Here is a 19,561-nt window from a genome sequence, read left to right as displayed (position 1 = left end):
CGCCTCGGTGCCCATTTAAGGGCTGGCCAGTAACAAAGGCTTTCAGCCGTAGAGCAAACCACCCGTTCACACGGGTGGTTTTGATTTGATGGAGAAGTATTTCCTGGGAAAAGTTAGAAATCACCGTAAACGCTTGGCCAGTCCACGAAAAGTAATCCAAAACGCAGATTGACCATTTTCAGGCCTATGAATTAAAATAAAAGCATTCTATTAATTTTTTCATATATTGAATCCGGTTTGATAGCAAGCGTGATTAATATTTGATCATACCGGTAAAGGAGTTTATTCATGAACTTTTTCAAAAAAAGGGACAAACACGCGGTTGTGCCGCGTGGCAAGATAGCGGTGATGATGGATTTTGTATTGGTCATCATCGGCTCGTTTATCGTTGGTATCACATTTAATGCATTTATGATTCCGACACATATTGCTTCAGGCGGTGTGGCAGGGATTAGTATTGTGCTTCACTGGACACTTGGTTGGGAACCATCCTATGTCTTATGGGGATTGAATGTGCCGATTTTTGTTATTGGCTTGTTAATTCTCGGACGCAGCTTTGGCTTTGTAGATTATGCGATGAAGACTTTACTTGGGACCGTGATGCTGCCGTTTTCGGTATTCCTGACATCCGGAATTCCTGCGGCGACGCAAAGTCCGCTGCTTGGTGCGCTGTTTGGCGGGGTTGGTACCGGAATCGGTCTCGGCATCGTGTTTCGCGGCCGTGGTTCCACCGGGGGAACGGCGCTTGCTGGCCAGATTATTCAAAAGTTCACCGGTCTGTCCCTTGGTGTCTGTGTTTCTGTACTGGACGGAATTATCGTTATCACCTCAGCCTTCTTTATGTCACTCGAGGCGGCACTCTATGCATTGGTCAGCATCTACCTGACTGCCAAGATGATTGATGTTGTGCAGCTCGGTTTTAACACAGAAAAAATGGCGCTTATCATCTCTGAAAAAGAAGACGAGATGCGTCAGGCAATCCTGGAGGAAATTGATCGGGGTGTAACCCGGATCACCAGTCAGGGTGGATATACAGGCGATGATCGTCCAATGTTGATGACCGTTGTCTCACAAGGGGAATTGACGCATCTGAAACAGTTGGTCCGCTCGATTGACCCAGATTCCTTTTTTATCCTAACGAATGCAACCGAGGTCTTCGGCAAAGGCTTTTATCAACGGACATAAGGACATTCATAGATTCAGAAAAAACGCGTGACGTGTGGTTGCCCGCGTTTTTTTGTTAAGAAAATTTCGGCTCCACTTCTTCGTGTTTCGGTTTCTGTGCGTGGCAGCTAACCTGTTGAAAAAGTAGCCCAACTTATTGGTTGAACAGTCAACATATCGGTTGAATGGTGTTTCTTGAAACTAATCTGATATAAAATTCAAAATCGCTCCGAACTCAGCACACTTAATCTCAATGCTCAGTTCATTTTCGCCGCACGCAACAAGCTCTGAATTTGACAAACTTCTTCAGAATCGATGTTTTTCGACACGATTTTTCAGACGTATGACTGATTTGAAATTGAAATGTAATAATTTTCGTAGGGAATCTGTCGGATATCGATGGTATAATTGTCATTGATTAATAGAGTTAGTTGCCTTTCTACATAGTTTGTGCGCAAGGAAATAGGGTCGGAAGTCAAACGGGAGTGCTTTCCAATAAGTGAACCCACCTTATTTTCATGGTCAGTGCGAATGGTTTACATAGAAACGGGATAATCAGACAGATTTCTGGAATTAATGACAAAATGTGCGAAAAAGAGTTTTGGGGGAAGGGACTTTATGGAAGACGTTATTTTAATGGAAAATGTCTGGAAGGCTTATCCAAATGGGGTAATGGCGCTGAACGGCATTGATCTGTCTGTCAAACAAGGCGAATTTGTCTACATCGTTGGCCCAAGTGGGGCAGGGAAGTCGACTTTTATAAAAATGATTTTCAGAGAGTTGAAGCCTACGCGAGGCAAAATTTTCATAAACAACAAGAATATCGCGAATTTGAGAGAACGGCAGGTGCCGTATTTCCGCCGTAAGATCGGGGTCGTTTTCCAGGACTTCCGGCTCTTGCCGAAACTGACAGTCTATGAAAATGTGGCGTTCGCGCTCGAAGTGATTGAAGAACATCCGCGCCAGATCAAGCGCCGTGTCATGGAGGTACTTGATCTAGTTGGCTTGAAGCATAAAATGCGCTCATTTCCGGATCAGCTCTCCGGCGGTGAGCAGCAGCGTGTGTCCATCGCGCGTTCGATTTGCAATCGGCCTCCTGTCCTGATTGCCGATGAACCGACAGGAAACCTTGACCCTGAAACGTCCTGGCAGATCATGGATGTGTTTAAAAGGATCAATGAACAAGGTACAACGATAGTCATGGCGACACACAACAGAGATATTGTTAACAAGATCAGGCACAGAGTTCTGGCGCTTGAAGGCGGCATGATTGTGCGCGACCAGCAGGAAGGTGACTACGGCTATGAAGATTAGAACATTGAAACGGCATATCAACGAAAGCTTTAAGAGCCTCGGGCGAAACGGATGGATGACCTTCGCTTCGGTAAGTGCCGTAACCGTGTCTCTCGTTCTCGTCGGTCTGTTCCTGATGGTCATGTTTAACTTAAATAAGATTGCCGGCGATATTGAGAGCGACGTCGAGGTTCGCGTGTATCTGGATCAATCGATTACCCAGGCGCAGCAGGATGCGCTTCAACAAGATCTCAAGCAAATTAAAAATGTACAGTCTGTCCGCTTCCAGTCGAAGAAGGAAGGCTTGAATAGTCTGATGGAAAGTCTCGGCAATGACAAGAAGAGCTTTGCCGATCTTCAGAAAGAGAATCCGCTGCCAAATGCGTTTATTTTAAAAACAAAAAAACCTGAGCAAACCATTGCTGTTGCTCGAGAGGTGAAAAATTTACCAAATGTCACGGATGTGCGCTATGGAAAAGGAACGGTTGAAAAACTGTTCCACTTCATCCGAATCGCCAGAAATGTTGGCGTTGTGTTGATTATCGGGTTGTTGTTTACCTCTGTGTTCCTGATTGCCAACACCATTAAGCTGACGATTGTTGCCCGCCGCCGTGAGATCGAAATTATGAAGCTTGTAGGTGCGACGAACGCTTTTGTCCGCTGGCCGTATTTTATCGAGGGCTTGGTCATGGGCATTCTTGGTTCAGTAATTCCTGTTATTTTAGTTATGGTTGTGTACCGTTTTGCCTATTATAGTCTTGGGGGCAATTTACAGCAGATGTTTATCAAGCTGATTCCATACCACATCATGACGACGAACCTCAGCTTGCTGCTGGTCGGTATCGGCGCATTGATCGGAGTCTGGGGCAGCCTGAGTTCGGTGCGCAAGTTCCTAAAAGTCTGAAGCCGAAGCCACCCACTTTCTTAACGGTGGCTTTTTTTTTACCTTCGGCGTGAACGCGAAGATGGCTGGCGTTAACGGCGTTCTCGATCAAAAGATTGGAAGCCGCCGCCCTCTGCCGAGACAAGGGCATGCTATTGCTGTATGATTATGACTAAGTTCTACTGGTAAGAATGTATCAAAGATTAAAGACTAGCGGAAACGAGTATAAGTGGTCGGACAACCGGTGTTTATTGAGGAGGCATTTCTTTATGGAAAAATTCAGTGGCAAAGTGGTCGCTTTGCTTATGGCGATCTCACTGCTTGTCGGGGCTGGCGGCTCCTACGCGGTGCTTAGCTTTGTCCAACATCGCGGCGAAGCAGCTACAGCCACCGCGACGGCTAATTCGGCTGTGTCATCGGATAAGGATACAGCAAAAATTAAGGCAATTCATGATCTGATTGAGAAGCAGTATTTTCGGAAAGTCGGCAGTTCTAAGCTGTACGATGGTGCTATTAACGGCATGATTGAGGCGCTCAACGATCCATTTTCAAGCTACATGAACGCGAAAACGGCATCCGATTTTACCCAATCGCTGTCCTCATCGTTCCAAGGTATTGGCGCTGAAGTCCAGATGGTTGGTAAGCAGGTGACGATTGTTTCACCGATTAAGGGATCACCGGCGGAGAAAGCAGGTCTCAAGCCAAAAGACCAGATTATGACGATTAATGGAAAATCAACAGAAGGCCTGGATATAAACGAGGCGGTTAACAAGATCCGCGGCAAAAAAGGCACTGTTGTCAAGATTGGCATTAAAAGGCCAGGTGTCAATGATGAGCTGAACTTCGCAATTAAACGTGACAATATTCCGATTCGTACGGTTGATAGCAAGATCATAAAGCATAACGGACAGCCAATCGGCTACATCGCAATTACTCAGTTCAATGAAAATACGGATCAGGAATTTTCCAAAGCACTCAGCAAGCTTGAGGGTGATGGAATGAAAGGCTTGATCATTGACGTGCGCGGTAACCCAGGCGGCTATCTACAGGCTGTCGAAAAGATTGGCAATCTGCTCGTGCCTTCCAATAAGCCGATCGTTCAGATTGAGGATCGTGCCGGCAAAAAGCAGCCGTTTTATTCGAACTTGAAAAAGAAGAAGAATTATCCGGTAACCGCTCTGATTGACGGCGGCAGCGCATCAGCTTCCGAAATTCTCGCCGGGGCACTTCATGAAGCAGCGGGCTATCCGCTGATCGGTGTGAAATCATTTGGAAAGGGCACTGTTCAGCAAGGCATCGAACTTTCAGATAAGAGCGAGCTGAAGCTGACAACAGACAAATGGCTGACTCCGGATGGGCATTGGATTCACAAGAAAGGGATCAAGCCAACGATTGAAGTGAAACAGCCGGATTACTTCTATGTTGCACCGATTACGTTAAAGAAAGGTAAGACACTCAAAGCAGACGAAACCAGTGCGGCAGTTGCTGACGCGCAGAAAATGCTGCAGGCGGCCGGCAATAACCCAGGACGCACGGATGGTTATTTCAGCACACAAACTGTTCAGGCGGTCAAAGCTTTCCAGAAAGCACAAAAGCTGCCGGTAACCGGTGTGATTAACCAGAAGACAGCAGACGCCCTTCAACAGGCAACGTTAACGGCGATCAAGAATCAGAAAAACGACCGCCAGCTGAACGCTGCTCTTCAAGAAATTGCAAATGAAATCAAATAAATAAGTGTTGATCAAAAAAGACGTTCACGCATGCGGCGTCTTTTTTGTTGCAGCTGTAACGACCGGATTCTCGGAGCTGACGACCGGATTCTCGGAGCTGACGACCGGATTCTCGGAGCCAACGACCGAATCATCGGAACTGAAACCAGCTTATTCCGAAATGATCGATACTTTCACGAAAGTGATCGATAAAATTTTTGAAATGATCGATATATCCGCCGAAGTGATCGATAAATTTTCAGAAATGATCGATTCAACCAGATTTGCCTCCATGAATAAAAATTTTTCCTCCAGATCAAATCTTTTCTATCACTATTTTTCTGTGATTTGGCTGAATCAACTATTAATAGTAAATAATTTCCTGAAAAGCCAGCCGATGTGGGTACTACTCATGTATAATTAAATAGAGTCATACATCCATGCAGGAATACGGGTGTATTTTAGCGAAACAACAAGAAGAATGAATGATTAACGTGACCGAGTGGCTGCGATAGATAGAAAGTCTTTTAATCGAGATTGATTCTGGGGGAATTGCAGATGATTGACACCATAGGGTTTATACTTTCCGGCATAGCAACTTTTTTTCTGAATCCAATTGTCTATTTGCTTGTCATTGCGCTGTTTCTGTACAGCGCGCAGCGGGTGAGACGAGAGCGGCGCTCATTTCGAGTTAAAGCATATGGGATGTTCAACACGATCTTTGCAAGTATCGGGCCGAGTCTACTCATCGGACTATCAGGGTCTGTTGTGTTGACGCTTGCCGGTGTCGGTCTTACGCCCAGCGTTATCGTGCTCCTGTCCGGCGCTTATTTCGTGACGCTGCTCACCTGCCAGCAGCGCTTTCTGTCGCCGGCGCTCGCATGCGGATTGACGCTTGCCGCTGCTTATTTCATGCCGGTATTCACCACGCCCTATCCGCTTGTGAACCAATGGATCAAGGACATTCATACGATGGACTATTTATCTTTTGGTATTTTCATGACGGTTGGCTTGCTTGCTGAAACGGCGCTGATCTATTTCTGGGGTGCGCGCCAAACGTCACCACGGCTGATCAGCAGTCGGCGCGGAGGGCTGGTCGGCGCACATGAGGCCTGCCAGCTTTGGATTGTTCCACTGTTTTGTCTCGTCCCTGCGCCTGGTGCCATTCATGCGATTGGCCAATGGCCATTCATCTCTAATGGCACATCATTCAGTTTTGCACTATTTCCACTTGGTGTTGGTATCGCACAATTGATCACGCATGCGCTTCCGGTAGCGACGATCCAAAAAACCGCTCGCTGGATGCTGCTTACATCTTGCTCAACTGCTGTTTTTGTAGGCGTGTTTTACTTCTTTCATCTGCCAATTCTTGTTGTGCTGGGAGGAATCGCCGCGCTAATCAGCCGCTTGGTGCTCGTCTGGTACCATCATCATCTGCGCGAGACACGTCCCTTTTACTTTATCATGCCGAATAGGGGGCTGCGTGTTGTCGGCGCGATTCCCAATTCGCTCGGCGCGCGAATGGGGATTATTCCCGGTGAAGAAATTTTACGTGTCAATGATTTAGAAGTCAGCAGTGTTTATGATTTTTATGAGGCACTTCAGAAACATGCGGCATACTGCAAGCTTGAAGTGATTGACCGATTTGGTGAGCAGCGTTTTGCCAAAGGTCCGATTCATGAAGATGACGACCATAAGATCGGCTTGCTTTTGCTTGAAGCGGATGAGTGGAATCTGGAACGAAAGACAAATCCATGAGGGCTCGTTCGAATACTATCACTGGAACAAAAATCCGGAATTGGAAATAGTAATGACTCAATTTCCAGCCTTTTCATTAAAAGATGGAATCTAAGCTTTGGGTGACGCGCTGCCCGCAGAACTAAGAGCGAGAGCCATGCTACTGGTCCCGGCCGGTTGTTCCATTCCTTTTCACTATTGACTGTTAGAAACATGTTTTGTATAACTTGGAAATCCCGCGTGTGAAAAAGTGAGCAATCTATCTAAAACGGTTGCGCAAATTGTTTGCGGCTGATGTTCAAGCGGGTATTGTTTGGCATTAAAGTGCTATAATTTATGTAATTTAGATCTGTCTGCACTGTATGAGCTTAGACAAGATGGAGAGGAGGAACACAGGAACAATGAAATCAACAGGTATCGTACGTAAAGTTGATGAGCTGGGACGTGTCGTGATTCCGATTGAGTTAAGAAGGACGATGGAGATTAAAGAAGGCGATCCGCTCGAAATCTTCACTGAAGATGACCGCATTATTTTCAAAAAGTACGTTCCGAGCATGGCCTGCCAGATCACCAATGAAGTATCTCCGGATAATCTTGTGCTGGCCAATGGTAAACTGATTCTCAGTCGCAAAGCGGCGAAGGGAATTGTCGATGAAATTGAAAAATATATTGGTGAAGATATTAATTCGTAAGCTTGTTTGAACACACTTGAAACTTCTGTGGCGGGTCTGCCATGGGAGTTTTTTATTTTTATAGGCTTATAGAGAATAAAATTCATGGCTATCTTGTTCACGGAGACTTCGTGAGCGCATCAAGCATAAAAAAGTAATGAAAAATATTGGGAATATCCGTTCGTATTTCACTGTCATTTTCCCTTATATGTATGCTATACTTTAAGAAAGATTTTTCCCCATTTGGACAAATAATGCACTAAATTGATAAAAAAAATGAACAAATTCAAGGATTGGAGGATAACAACATGGATTTTCAGCTTGCGTCCCATTTTAAACCGCAAGGCGATCAGCCGGAAGCGATTGATGAGCTGGTCAAAGGTATAGAAAGCGGCGAGAAACACCAGACGCTGCTTGGCGCGACCGGTACAGGTAAAACGTTCACGATGTCGAACGTGATTGCGCGCGTGAAAAAACCGACGCTGGTCATCGCGCACAACAAAACGCTGGCCGGACAGTTGTACAACGAGTTCAAGGAATTTTTCCCTAATAATGCAGTTGAATACTTTGTCAGCTATTACGATTACTATCAGCCTGAGGCCTATATTCCGCAGACGGATACCTATATTGAGAAAGATTCAAGTATTAATGATGAAATTGACAAGTTGCGTCACTCAGCGACAAGCTCGCTTTTTGAACGCCGAGATGTAATCATTGTCGCCAGTGTGTCCTGCATCTATGGCTTAGGTTCGCCTGAAGAGTACGGATCACTTGTGCTGTCGCTCAGGCCCGGAATGGAAAAAGAAAGGGACGCGATGCTGCGTCAGCTGGTCGACATCCAGTACTCGCGAAATGACATCAATTTTACCCGCGGTACGTTTCGTGTACGCGGTGATGTGGTTGAGATTTTTCCAGCATCGCGTGACGACCACTGTATTCGGGTCGAGTTTTTCGGCGATGAAATTGAACGGCTTACGGAAATGGATCCGATGACCGGCGAAATTGTCGGGGAACGCGACCACGTTGCGATTTACCCGGCATCCCACTTCGTTACCGGGCAAGAGAAAATGAAACGGGCGATCGTCAACATTCAGAAAGAGCTTGAGGATCGACTGAAAGTGCTCAATGAAAATGGCAAACTGTTAGAAGCACAGCGGCTCGAACAGCGGACACGTTATGATCTTGAAATGATGGAAGAAGTCGGCTTCTGCTCGGGAATCGAAAATTATTCCCGCCACCTGACCTTCCGTAATCCTGGAGAATCGCCTTATACACTAATGGATTATTTTCCGAAAGACTTCTTAATCATGGTCGATGAATCGCACGCGACACTCCCGCAGGTTCGGGCGATGTATAACGGCGACCAAGCGCGTAAAAATGTACTTGTCGATCATGGCTTCCGCTTGCCTTCGGCGAAGGATAACCGTCCGCTCAAATTTGAAGAATTCGAAGAACGAATCAATCAGATTGTCTATGTCTCAGCGACTCCGGCAGACTATGAACTGGAACATTCGGGAAAACCGATCGAACAGATCATCCGTCCGACCGGCTTGCTGGATCCGGAAATTGAAATCCGCCCGATCAAAGGGCAGATCGACGACCTCTATGATGAAATCAACATTCGAATTAAGAAACATGAGCGTGTGCTGGTGACAACGCTGACGAAGAAAATGGCGGAAAACCTGACAGAATACCTAAAAGGCATGGGCATCAAAGTCAACTATTTGCATTCAGAAATCAAAACACTGGAACGTATCGAAATTATACGAAATCTGCGACGCGGGGAGTTTGATGTGCTGGTCGGCATTAACTTGCTGCGTGAAGGCTTGGACATTCCTGAAGTTTCCCTAGTTGCAATCTTGGATGCGGACAAGGAAGGCTTCCTGCGCTCTGAACGCTCATTGATTCAGACGATTGGCCGTGCGGCGCGAAATGCTGAAGGGCGCGTGATTCTATATGCCGATCGAATCACTGATTCGATGCGTATGGCAATGGATGAGACGGCGCGTCGGCGCGAGATCCAGAAAACATTTAATGAAGAACATCATGTTACGCCGCAGACGATACAAAAAGCCATTCCAGAATTGATCAAGGCCACTTATGAGGTAGAAAAACAAAACGATTCAGGCAAAAAGAAGAAGCAAAAATTGACGAAGAGCGAACGAAACAAAGCAATCCTCAGTATCGAAAAAGAAATGAAAGAAGCGGCAAAATCACTCGACTTCGAGCGTGCCGCAGAGCTGAGAGATGCACTCTTTGAATTGAAGGCGGAGGGATAACTCGCATATGGTACTTGAAAATATTGTTGTCAAAGGCGCACGTGAACACAATCTAAAGAATGTCAGTGTCACCATCCCGCGTGATAAGATGGTCGTTGTCACCGGACTTTCCGGATCAGGGAAATCTTCGCTGGCCTTCGATACCATCTATGCGGAAGGACAACGTCGCTATGTCGAGTCGCTATCCGCTTACGCCCGCCAGTTCCTCGGCCAATCGAATAAGCCGGATGTGGATGCAATTGAAGGACTGTCACCCGCGATTTCTATTGATCAAAAGACAACGAGTCATAATCCGCGTTCCACTGTCGGAACAGTGACCGAAATCTATGATTATATGCGATTGCTTTTCGCCCGGATCGGTCATCCGTTTTGTCCAACGCACGGCATTGAAATCACTTCACAGACGATTGAACAGATGGTCGATCGCATCTTAGCTTATCCGGAGCGAACGAAGCTGCAGATTCTTGCACCGCTGATTTCCGGAAGAAAAGGGACCCATGTAAAAGTACTTGAAGATATAAAGAAAAAAGGGTATGTCCGAGTCCGCGTGGACGGAGAGATGCGCGAGGTAGCTGAAGAAATAAAGCTGGAAAAAAATAAAAAGCATAACATTGATGTTGTCATTGACCGAATCGTTGTAAAGTCAGGCATTGAAGGCCGTTTGGCCGACTCGCTTGAAGCGGCGACTAAACTGACGGATGGACGTGTTGTTGTCGATGTGATCGGCGGTGAAGAATTGCTTTTCTCAGAACAGCATTCCTGTCCGTACTGCGGTTTTTCAATCGGCGAATTGGAACCGAGACTGTTCTCATTCAATAGTCCGTTCGGCGCCTGCCCGGCTTGCGACGGATTAGGGTCACGCATGGAAGTAGATCCCGATCTTGTCATTCCCGACCAATCGAAGTCGCTTGCAGACGGTGCCATTGTTGCCTGGGAACCGACCAGTTCGCAGTATTATCCGCAACTGCTTAAAGCAGCTTGTGCTCATTTCGGCATCGATATGAATGTCCCGGTTTCCAAGCTTCCAAAGGACAAACTGCAGCTGGTTCTCTACGGATCAGGGACCGAACGAATTCATTTCCATTATGAAAATGAATTCGGTGATGTCCGGGATAAGGACATGTATTTTGAAGGTGTGATTTCTAACATCGGCCGCAGGTATCGAGAGACAAGTTCTGACTATATCCGTGAACAAATGTCGGAATACATGATGCAGAAGCCGTGCCCGACTTGTCACGGCCACCGACTGCGCGAAGAAGCACTCGCGGTGAAGATCGGCGAAAAGCACATCAGCGAAATAACGGCAATGCCGATCAAGGAAATGCTTAGCTTCTTCAATGATCTCGAGTTGACGGAGAAAGAGCAGACCATTGCGCGCCTGATTCTTCGTGAAATCAGGCAGCGGACACAGTTTCTAATTGATGTAGGACTCGATTACCTCACGATGAGCCGTGCGGCAGGAACCCTATCCGGCGGTGAGGCGCAACGTATCCGTCTGGCGACACAAATCGGGTCACAGCTGATGGGTGTTTTATATATTTTAGACGAACCTTCAATTGGTCTTCACCAACGGGATAACGACCGACTGATCCATTCTCTGCTCGGTATGAGGGATCTGGGTAACACACTAATTGTCGTGGAACATGATGAAGACACCATGCTTGCTTCAGATTATATCATTGATGTTGGTCCAGGTGCCGGTGAACATGGCGGCACAATTACGGCTCAAGGTTCTCCTGAAGAAATTATGCATAATCCGAATTCACTGACGGGGCAGTATTTGTCCGGACGAAAATTCATCTCGATTCCGTTGGCACGTCGAAAAGTGACGAAAAGGGAGATCAAAGTTGTCGGTGCAGCAGCGAACAATTTGAAGAACGTTAGTGTCAGTTTTCCACTTGGCGTCATGACTGTGGTCACCGGTGTTTCCGGATCAGGAAAAAGTACACTCGTCAATGAAGTGCTGTTCAAAGCGCTTGCCCAGAAACTTCACGGACGTCGCGATGTACCCGGTGAATATAAACAAATTAAAGGCATTAAAGAACTAGATCGTGTGATTCAGATTGACCAGGCGCCAATTGGACGCACACCACGTTCTAATCCGGCCACATACACCGGTGTCTTTGATATGATTCGAGAGGTATTTGCTGCAACGAACGAAGCAAAAGTGCGCGGCTACAAGAAGGGACGTTTTAGTTTTAATGTTAAAGGCGGCCGTTGCGAAGCGTGCAGCGGGGACGGCATTATCAAGATTGAAATGCATTTCCTGCCGGATGTATATGTTCCTTGCGAAGTCTGCCATGGCAAACGTTACAATCGTGAAACGCTCGATGTGACGTATAAAGGGAAAACTATAGCTGATGTTTTGGACATGACGGTTGAAGAAGGCATGGAGTTCTTTAAAAATGTTCCGCGCATTAAACGCAGACTGGAACCGCTGTTTGATGTCGGCTTAGGTTATATTCGACTTGGACAGCCCGCCACAACCCTGTCCGGCGGCGAGGCACAGCGTGTCAAACTCGCCTCTCAGCTTTATCGCAGAACGAAAGGGCGTGCGCTATACATTCTAGACGAACCAACAACAGGTCTCCATATGGATGATATATCGCGATTGCTAGTTGTGTTGCAGGCGCTTGTCGACAGCGGCGACAGTGTGCTGATTATTGAACACAATCTTGATGTGATTAAGTGTGCCGATTATTTGATAGATCTTGGTCCGGAAGGTGGAAACGGCGGCGGGACAATCGTTGTAACAGGTACACCGGAGAAAGTGGCTGAAACGAAAGCCTCATATACTGGAAAGTATCTCAAACCGATTTTGGAACGTGACCGAGAACGGATGGCGCTCCATTTGCAGGAACAGCAACAGGTTGCGGAAAAAGCATAAGCCATTTAAAGACGCTGGGAGTCCTCTGAACGACACAGATTATTTGCCCAACTTTGCTTGTTAATTGGTATGGTGAAAGGGTATAGTGTAATAAGATAAAAAGGGCAGGAGGGATTGTTATGCAAAAAAGACTGTTTCGGTCAAATGAAAACAAAGTGCTAGCGGGCATACTCGGTGGTATCGGTGAGTACTTTAATATTGATCCAACAGTGGTCAGGCTGGGTTTTGTTGTACTTGCACTTGTGACCGCCATCTTTCCATGCCTGATTGGCTATATTTTTGCTTATTTCATTATTCCTGAACAGAGAGTGTGACGTATTTGTTTAAAAACTGGGTTGCCAAGAGCTTACTTAATATCATCATCAATATGGTGATCTTAATGACACTTGCCGGCTATTTGCATACAATGGTACACCTTTCCGGCATTGGCGCTGCCTTTGTGGCCAGCCTTATTCTATCATTTCTTAATCTCTTTATCCGTCCGGTGCTCATTTTGCTGTCGCTTCCAGCGACTGTTCTGACACTGGGATTCTTTATCTTTGTGATTAATGCTTTGTTGCTGCTTTTGACTTCGGCAATCATGGGTCCGGCGTTCCAGCTGGATGGTTTCGGCAGCGCGTTGATTGTGGCAATTATCATGGCGATTTGCCAGTTGATCATTAATAATTTTATTATCAAACCATTGCGGCGCGACTGATTGCGCCGTTTTTTTTTGCATTGTTGAACTTACCTGTTGATTTACGCTCCATGCGCTCGCTTTCCGCGGGGCGATCCGTGAGCCTCCTCGCTCGGGTACCTCGCTGCGGGGTCTCACCTGGCTCGCAATCAACGGGTACGGTCCCGCAGGAGTCTCGCACCTTCCGCTTCAATCAATTGAAGAGTAAAATCAACATTGAGGTTTAACATAGCCTTATTTTTACACGTATTAAATAGTATTGGAAAGAATATATGGTAAAATGAAGAAAATGTGACAATTAATCGGGAGACCAAACCCGATTTCATGAATAAACCTGTGAGAGCGGCGGACTGACAGACCGTCGTAATAATAGAAAGAAATGGAGGATAATACTCTCTCGCAGGCATGTACGCCTTGCCGGGCGGATTTTATGCTTTCGGAGCGCAAGTCATCCTGATTTGATCAGGTACGCGATGAAGAAAGAAAACGGAGATATTCCGGTGGCACAACTTTCTTATGAACAGAGTGCGTGTAAGCGAATTAATCGAGCATTTCGATTTAAAATTGGTCAGCGGCAATGAAGGGCTGGATCGTGAAATCATTGTCAGCGATATTTCACGACCGGGATTGGAAATTGCAGGCTATTTTACATACTATCCCCGAAGGCGTTTGCAGCTGCTTGGTCGTACCGAGCTTTCCTTCTTTAATGAACTGAGCATGGATGAACGGTATAAAAGAACGTCGCAGCTTTGCACCGCACAGACACCTTGCATTGTCATCTCGCGAGGGATCGAAGTACCGCAGGAGTTTATTATTTCATCGAACAAACGTAATGTGCCGGTGCTTCAATCGAAGATGCAGACGACTAGATTGAGCAGTATGATTACGAATTATTTAGAGTCCCGTCTTGCACCTATGACGGCTGTCCATGGCGTCCTTGTTGATGTATACGGGGTTGGCGTCCTGATTACCGGAGATAGCGGCGTTGGTAAAAGCGAAACCGCGCTTGAATTGGTCAAACGAGGGCATCGACTTGTGGCTGACGATTCGGTCGAAATACGCCAAGAGGGCGAGTCTGAACTCGTCGGTAGTGCCCCTGAACTTATTCAGCATCTGCTGGAGATCCGCGGCCTCGGCATCATCAATGTAATGACGCTGTTTGGCGCAGGCGCTGTTCGCAACTATAAAACAGTTTCCATGGTGATTCATCTGGAACTTTGGGATCAAAGCAAGGTGTATGATCGGCTTGGCCTAGATGAAGAAAAAATCAAGTTGATTGACACGGAAATACCTCGTCTGGTGCTGCCTGTTCGGCCAGGCCGAAATTTGGCAGTCATTATTGAAGTCGCAGCGATGAATTATCGTTTGAAAAATATGGGGTATCATGCGGCGCAGCAGTTTGCCGATCGATTGAATGATTCGCTGCATGATCGTTAATCAGACTAGGCAACTAAGAGACTTAGGGGTGAAAAATTAATGGTTCAAACGATCGAGCCAATCAATCGGGTCGCATTTCAATTAGGCTCAATTCATATTTATTGGTATGGCATTATTATTGCATCGGGGGCATTGCTTGGCTTGCTTCTTGCGATGCGCGAAGGAAGGCGCCTCAAGCTACCCGCGGATACATTTACAGATTTAATCCTATACGCTGCGCCTATTGCAGTGATCTCCGCCCGAATCTATTATGTTGCTTTTGAATGGGGCTATTATTCAAAACATCCTGGCGAAATCATTGCCGTTTGGAATGGTGGGATTGCCATTTATGGCGCGCTCATCGGTGCAGTATTGACGACGATCGTTTATTGCAAGTTACGTCATCTTTCATTTTGGAAGGTTGCCGATGTGGCGGCGCCAAGTGTGATTCTCGGTCAAGCAATTGGCCGCTGGGGGAATTTTATCAACCAGGAAGCGCATGGCGGCCCGACGACAAGAGCGGCGTTGGAACATATGCATCTCCCGGATTTTATCGTGAATCAGATGCTGATTAACGGCACATATTATATTCCAACTTTCCTCTATGAATCAGTCTGGAACATTATCGGATTCATTTTGCTATTGGTCATCAGGCGCGTGGTACGATTGAAAAGTGGCGAACTGTTTATGACCTATGTCGTTTGGTATGCAATCGGGCGCAGCTATATTGAAGGACTGCGTACCGACAGCTTGATGCTCGGACCGCTCCGTGTATCGCAATGGCTGGCCGTGGTGTTAATCATAGTCGGCATTGTATTGATCGCTTACTGGCGTATTTTTCAGAAAAACCGTCCGCATTATGGTGAACAAACACAACACTGAAATAAGCATCGCCGCCGTCTCTTTACCACGTTGCGGCGATTTTTAGCTTTTTAAATGGGAGGATTACCTTTTGATTCACACAGTACTGTTTGATTTAGATGGAACATTGATTGATACGAATAATTTGATTTTGACTTCCTTTCAATATACACTTGATCGCTATTTTCCAGGCAAATTCACGAGAGAAGATCTGATCCCATTCATAGGGGAGTCACTTGAAGAGAGCTTTGGAAGTGTCAGCCGTAAACTGACTCATGAGATGGTTGCAGTGTATCGAGAACACAACAGTCGTTATCATGACAAGCTCGTCAAGGAATTTCCCCAAGTAAGAGAAACACTGATTGAACTGAAAGCAGAAGGTTGTGCTCTTGGTGTTGTATCAACAAAAAAGCGGGATATGGTTGAACGAGGTCTAAATCTGATGCATATGTCGGATTTCTTTGAAACCGTCGTAACGAGTGATGATGTAACACGGCTGAAACCTGATCCTGAACCTGTCGAAAAAGCGATGAGCGCATTATCAGCGCAGAAGGATTCAACGATTATGGTCGGTGACAGCCCTGCGGATATCCTTGCCGGTGAAAACGCACATGTCCTCACCGCTGCTGTCGGTTGGTCACTCAAAGGTCGCTCGATGCTCGAACGACTGAATCCCGATTATCTGCTCAACAGCATGAATGATTTGCTTGGAATTGTCCGTACGGCAGATGTAAAATTATAAATCGCATATTAGAAAAAGTTCATGTTAAACATCCGGTAACGGTTTTTCGTTGGCGGATGTTTTTTGATTGTCTAGGAAATTATAAACGATCAACTTGTGAATTGCGCAGCGCGGCAGGATTTATGCACGCGCAACCGTTAATGAGCGTTTCGCACAGCATTGCTTCCACATTAACTTATCTGAAAACGCAACATGAACGATCAACTTCCGAACTGTAACGATGTTCGCGGTTTTTGATATTGCGAGACTTATCTATGATATACTTAACACAGTATGATGAAAAAGATGCACGGGGGCTCAATGATTTTATGGAGGAGAGAGACTGTACAAAAAAAGCGCGAGTCATCGCATTTCACTGTGACAGCGACTTTTTTTATCAGAAGGGGATGGCCTTTTTTCAGAAAGGCGATCTTGAACGTGCGAGCAAGTATTTGGATCGCGCAATCAAATTCAAACCTAATGAAGTGGAATACTTATGCCAGCAGGCAGAAATTTTGTCTGAGCTGGAACACTATGAATCGTCAATCCGCTTATTGAAAAAAGTGGTTTATGAACTAGACTCAAAGCTGACCGATTGTTATTTCTTTATTGCCAACAACTATGCGTATCTTGGTGAATTTGAAGAGGCGCTTGATGGAATTCAGACTTATCTTACGCTTGAACCGAACGGAACCTTTAAGCGCGAGGCCCAGGAACTATATCAAATGCTGACTTCGGAAATGAAGGAACTGGAGGAAGAGGAGTCAGAGTATGTGACCGTGCATGAGCGCGGTCGGCTTGCGCTTGAGCATGGCCATTTCGATGAGGCTATTCATTTTTTTAAGCAAGTCATTGAGGACGAACCGGATTTTCTGGCGGCACAAAACAATCTTTCCATTGCGTACTTCTCATTGGAGGAGACGGGTTATGCGCTTGAGACAGTAAATCGGGTGCTTGAAAAAGATCCTGGTAATATTCACGCGTTATGCAACCTTGCCACATTTTACTACCAGCTTGAAAATGAGAAAGATTTGCAGTCTGTTGTGGATCGTCTCGATTTGATTTTTCCATTATATGCCGAACATTGCGGCAAACTGGGGTCAACATATTTATTTATCGGGGACTACCAAAAAGCGTATCGATGGCTGCGCATCGCTGAAAAACGCGGCGCTCACCAGGATCAGGTCTTTCATTTCTGGATGGCGCTTTCCGCCTATCATTGCGGTAATGAAGAGGGTGCGAAACAGAGCTGGAGAAGAGTAGGCTATTTCAGTGATAAACCTTTTCATCCTTTTAAATACAGTAAGATCCAGGACATGATGTTCGAGCCGGGTGCCGGAGAAAATTTCATGGTCAAGGATTTAATTAATAAAGAAGTGTGGGAAGATATGAAGGCGTTTCAAATCTTTTCACTTTTTTATGCGGAACGAAACCAATACCGAACATTAATTCAGGATGTCGCAAAAAGCGGCACAAATGTAGAGATTATCCGGATTGCGCGGCGAATGCTTCACGAAATGGATACCGGCAAGCGTGATCTCGGCATTCAGATCATGAGTGAAGTCGAGAAATTAGCCGGCGGACCGAAGGAAACAATGAAACATCCGGAACTCTACAGCTTTTGGTCGGTTGTTGATTCATTTGCTCAAGATGACGAAACGGACATCAGTGGGTGGGCTGCTGCACTGATCTATTTATGGAAGAAAGAATTCGACGAGCCGGTTGCTCAAAAGACAATCGCAACTCAGGCCGGTACCACACTGTATCGTTTGCGCAAACATATACAAGAATTATCAGTTGCCCTTGAGAAACAATGGGAAGATCATTCTCAATAAGCCTGAAATTTCTTCATGAGCAATTTTCTGGACTTTGGATGCTTCATTCTTTAGCATAGAGTTATCAGTTGAGTAGATAATAATGATTATTAGAAAGCTTGGTTTCGCAAAGTCTTGGAAAGGGCGAAACCCTAGCTGCGCTTATACTATATTCCTTAACATTTCAAATTTTATAGTATAAATAATTCACAAACTTGCTAGGGAAGGAATGGATTCAAGTTGGCTGAACAAGAAAAAATTTATGATGTGATTATTGCGGGGGCGGGTCCTGCTGGGATGACAGCAGCTGTTTATGCGGCAAGAGCGAATATGTCGGTGCTGATGATTGAGCGAGGTATTCCCGGAGGACAGATGGCAAATACTGAAGCAGTTGAGAATTATCCGGGTTTTGAATCCATTCTCGGGCCGGATCTATCGAATAAAATGTTTGAACACGCAAAGAAGTTTGGCGCGGAATATGCCTACGGCGATATCAAGAAAATCGTGGATGGCCCAGACTTTAAAACGATTGACTGCGGCAGCAAGCAATACAAGGCTAGAACGGTGATTGTTACGACAGGTGCAGAGTATCGCAAACTCGGCGTTCCTGGTGAAAAAGAATTTGCCGGCCGTGGTGTTTCTTATTGTGCAGTTTGTGACGGCGCCTTTTTCAAGGAAAAAAAATTGACGGTCATTGGCGGTGGAGATTCCGCAGTCGAAGAGGGCACTTACCTCACCCGCTTCGCATCTAAGGTGACGATTATTCACCGTCGTGATCAGCTTCGCGCACAGAAGATCCTGCAAAATCGCGCCTTTAACAATGAAAAGGTCGACTTTATTTGGGATACGATCTGCACAAAGATAAACGGTAAGGATGGCAAAGTTTCCAGCCTGACCCTTCAGAATAAAAAGACCGGGGAAGAAACCGATTTTCCGGCTGACGGCGTATTTATTTATGTTGGTATGGATCCACTGACCAATGCAGTGAAGGATCTGGGTATCGTTGACGAGCAAGGCTATATTGTGACCAATGAAAAAATGGAAACAAGCATTCCGGGCATTTTCGCAGCAGGAGATGTTCGCCAGAAGGAATTGCGCCAGATTGTGACTGCGACCGGTGATGGCAGTATCGCGGCCGAGAATGCACAGAAATACGTTGAAAAAATTAAGGACGCTTCAGAAGTAAAATAATTGGGGGACCACAGCGTTGCATGTCTTAAGTCATGAGCCTTAGGACGACTGACGAGGGTGTTTTTCATGAGTGTTTAATGTTCATGTAATCTTCATGAAATGAAAAGGCGATATGATATTAATGAAATTGACCCCCCTTTTTATATAAAACATTTTTTAGCGGCACAAGCAGATTGCTGTGCTGCTTTTTTTGCGCTCATTTCCGTCACCCTCTCTTTTTCTTTCTGATTGATTTTTTTTCGAGTATACTATTTAATAA

16 protein-coding genes are annotated in these 19,561 nt (G+C 45.8%); all 16 read left to right on the top strand.

Annotated elements, in window-relative coordinates:
* Nucleotides 1–288: 288 nt before the first annotated feature.
* The 16 genes from P343_RS30020 to trxB all read left to right on the top strand — a co-directional run bounded on the left by P343_RS30020 (nt 289) and on the right by trxB (nt 19,302).
* The gene (locus tag P343_RS30020; RefSeq protein WP_023510555.1) at nt 289–1,185 is read left to right on the top strand and encodes a YitT family protein; all 897 of its coding nucleotides are present in this window, start codon (nt 289–291) and stop codon (nt 1,183–1,185) included.
* Between the two features lie 597 nt (nt 1,186–1,782).
* Nucleotides 1,783–2,478, top strand: coding sequence for a cell division ATP-binding protein FtsE (gene ftsE / locus P343_RS30015; protein WP_023510554.1), 696 nt, complete (start codon nt 1,783–1,785; stop codon nt 2,476–2,478).
* Nucleotides 2,468–3,361: a permease-like cell division protein FtsX gene (gene ftsX, locus P343_RS30010; protein WP_023510553.1), complete on the top strand. Its 894-nt coding sequence runs from the start codon at nt 2,468–2,470 to the stop codon at nt 3,359–3,361. The genes ftsE and ftsX overlap by 11 nt, the downstream gene beginning before the upstream one ends.
* Before the next feature lie 248 nt (nt 3,362–3,609).
* Complete coding sequence (locus tag P343_RS30005) at nt 3,610–5,070, top strand: S41 family peptidase (protein ID WP_023510552.1); 1,461 nt, start codon at nt 3,610–3,612, stop codon at nt 5,068–5,070.
* Between the two features lie 4 nt (nt 5,071–5,074).
* Nucleotides 5,075–5,473: a hypothetical protein gene (locus P343_RS30000; RefSeq protein WP_023510551.1), complete on the top strand. Its 399-nt coding sequence runs from the start codon at nt 5,075–5,077 to the stop codon at nt 5,471–5,473.
* Nucleotides 5,474–5,607: 134 nt separating this feature from the next.
* The gene (locus P343_RS29995) at nt 5,608–6,807 is read left to right on the top strand and encodes a PDZ domain-containing protein (protein WP_023510550.1); all 1,200 of its coding nucleotides are present in this window, start codon (nt 5,608–5,610) and stop codon (nt 6,805–6,807) included.
* 380 nt (nt 6,808–7,187) lie between these two features.
* On the top strand, nt 7,188–7,478 hold the full coding sequence (locus P343_RS29990; protein ID WP_023510549.1) for an AbrB/MazE/SpoVT family DNA-binding domain-containing protein: 291 nt from the start codon (nt 7,188–7,190) through the stop codon (nt 7,476–7,478).
* Nucleotides 7,479–7,765: 287 nt separating this feature from the next.
* A complete protein-coding gene (gene uvrB, locus P343_RS29985; protein WP_023510548.1) occupies nt 7,766–9,736 on the top strand; it encodes an excinuclease ABC subunit UvrB in 1,971 nt (656 codons plus the stop codon).
* A 7-nt stretch (nt 9,737–9,743) separates the two neighbouring features.
* Entirely contained in the window at nt 9,744–12,623 is a 2,880-nt protein-coding gene (gene uvrA / locus P343_RS29980) for an excinuclease ABC subunit UvrA (protein WP_023510547.1), read from the top strand.
* A gap of 119 nt (nt 12,624–12,742) precedes the next feature.
* Entirely contained in the window at nt 12,743–12,937 is a 195-nt protein-coding gene (locus P343_RS29975; protein ID WP_023510546.1) for a PspC domain-containing protein, read from the top strand.
* Entirely contained in the window at nt 12,934–13,320 is a 387-nt protein-coding gene (locus tag P343_RS29970) for a phage holin family protein (RefSeq protein WP_422784813.1), read from the top strand. The genes P343_RS29975 and P343_RS29970 overlap by 4 nt, the downstream gene beginning before the upstream one ends.
* 495 nt (nt 13,321–13,815) lie before the next feature.
* Nucleotides 13,816–14,736, top strand: coding sequence for an HPr(Ser) kinase/phosphatase (gene hprK / locus P343_RS29965; protein ID WP_023510544.1), 921 nt, complete (start codon nt 13,816–13,818; stop codon nt 14,734–14,736).
* Between the two features lie 39 nt (nt 14,737–14,775).
* Nucleotides 14,776–15,597, top strand: coding sequence for a prolipoprotein diacylglyceryl transferase (gene lgt / locus P343_RS29960; RefSeq protein ID WP_023510543.1), 822 nt, complete (start codon nt 14,776–14,778; stop codon nt 15,595–15,597).
* A gap of 70 nt (nt 15,598–15,667) precedes the next feature.
* Nucleotides 15,668–16,318: a pyrophosphatase PpaX gene (gene ppaX / locus P343_RS29955; RefSeq protein ID WP_023510542.1), complete on the top strand. Its 651-nt coding sequence runs from the start codon at nt 15,668–15,670 to the stop codon at nt 16,316–16,318.
* Nucleotides 16,319–16,572: 254 nt separating this feature from the next.
* On the top strand, nt 16,573–18,132 hold the full coding sequence (locus P343_RS29950; RefSeq protein WP_023510541.1) for a tetratricopeptide repeat protein: 1,560 nt from the start codon (nt 16,573–16,575) through the stop codon (nt 18,130–18,132).
* 219 nt (nt 18,133–18,351) lie between these two features.
* Entirely contained in the window at nt 18,352–19,302 is a 951-nt protein-coding gene (trxB, locus tag P343_RS29945; RefSeq protein ID WP_023510540.1) for a thioredoxin-disulfide reductase, read from the top strand.
* Nucleotides 19,303–19,561: the final 259 nt, after the last annotated feature.

It is taken from the genome of Sporolactobacillus laevolacticus DSM 442, assembly GCF_000497245.1.
Classification (GTDB): Bacteria; Bacillota; Bacilli; order Bacillales; family Sporolactobacillaceae; genus Sporolactobacillus; species Sporolactobacillus laevolacticus.
This window is presented reverse-complemented; position numbering and strand designations above follow the sequence as displayed.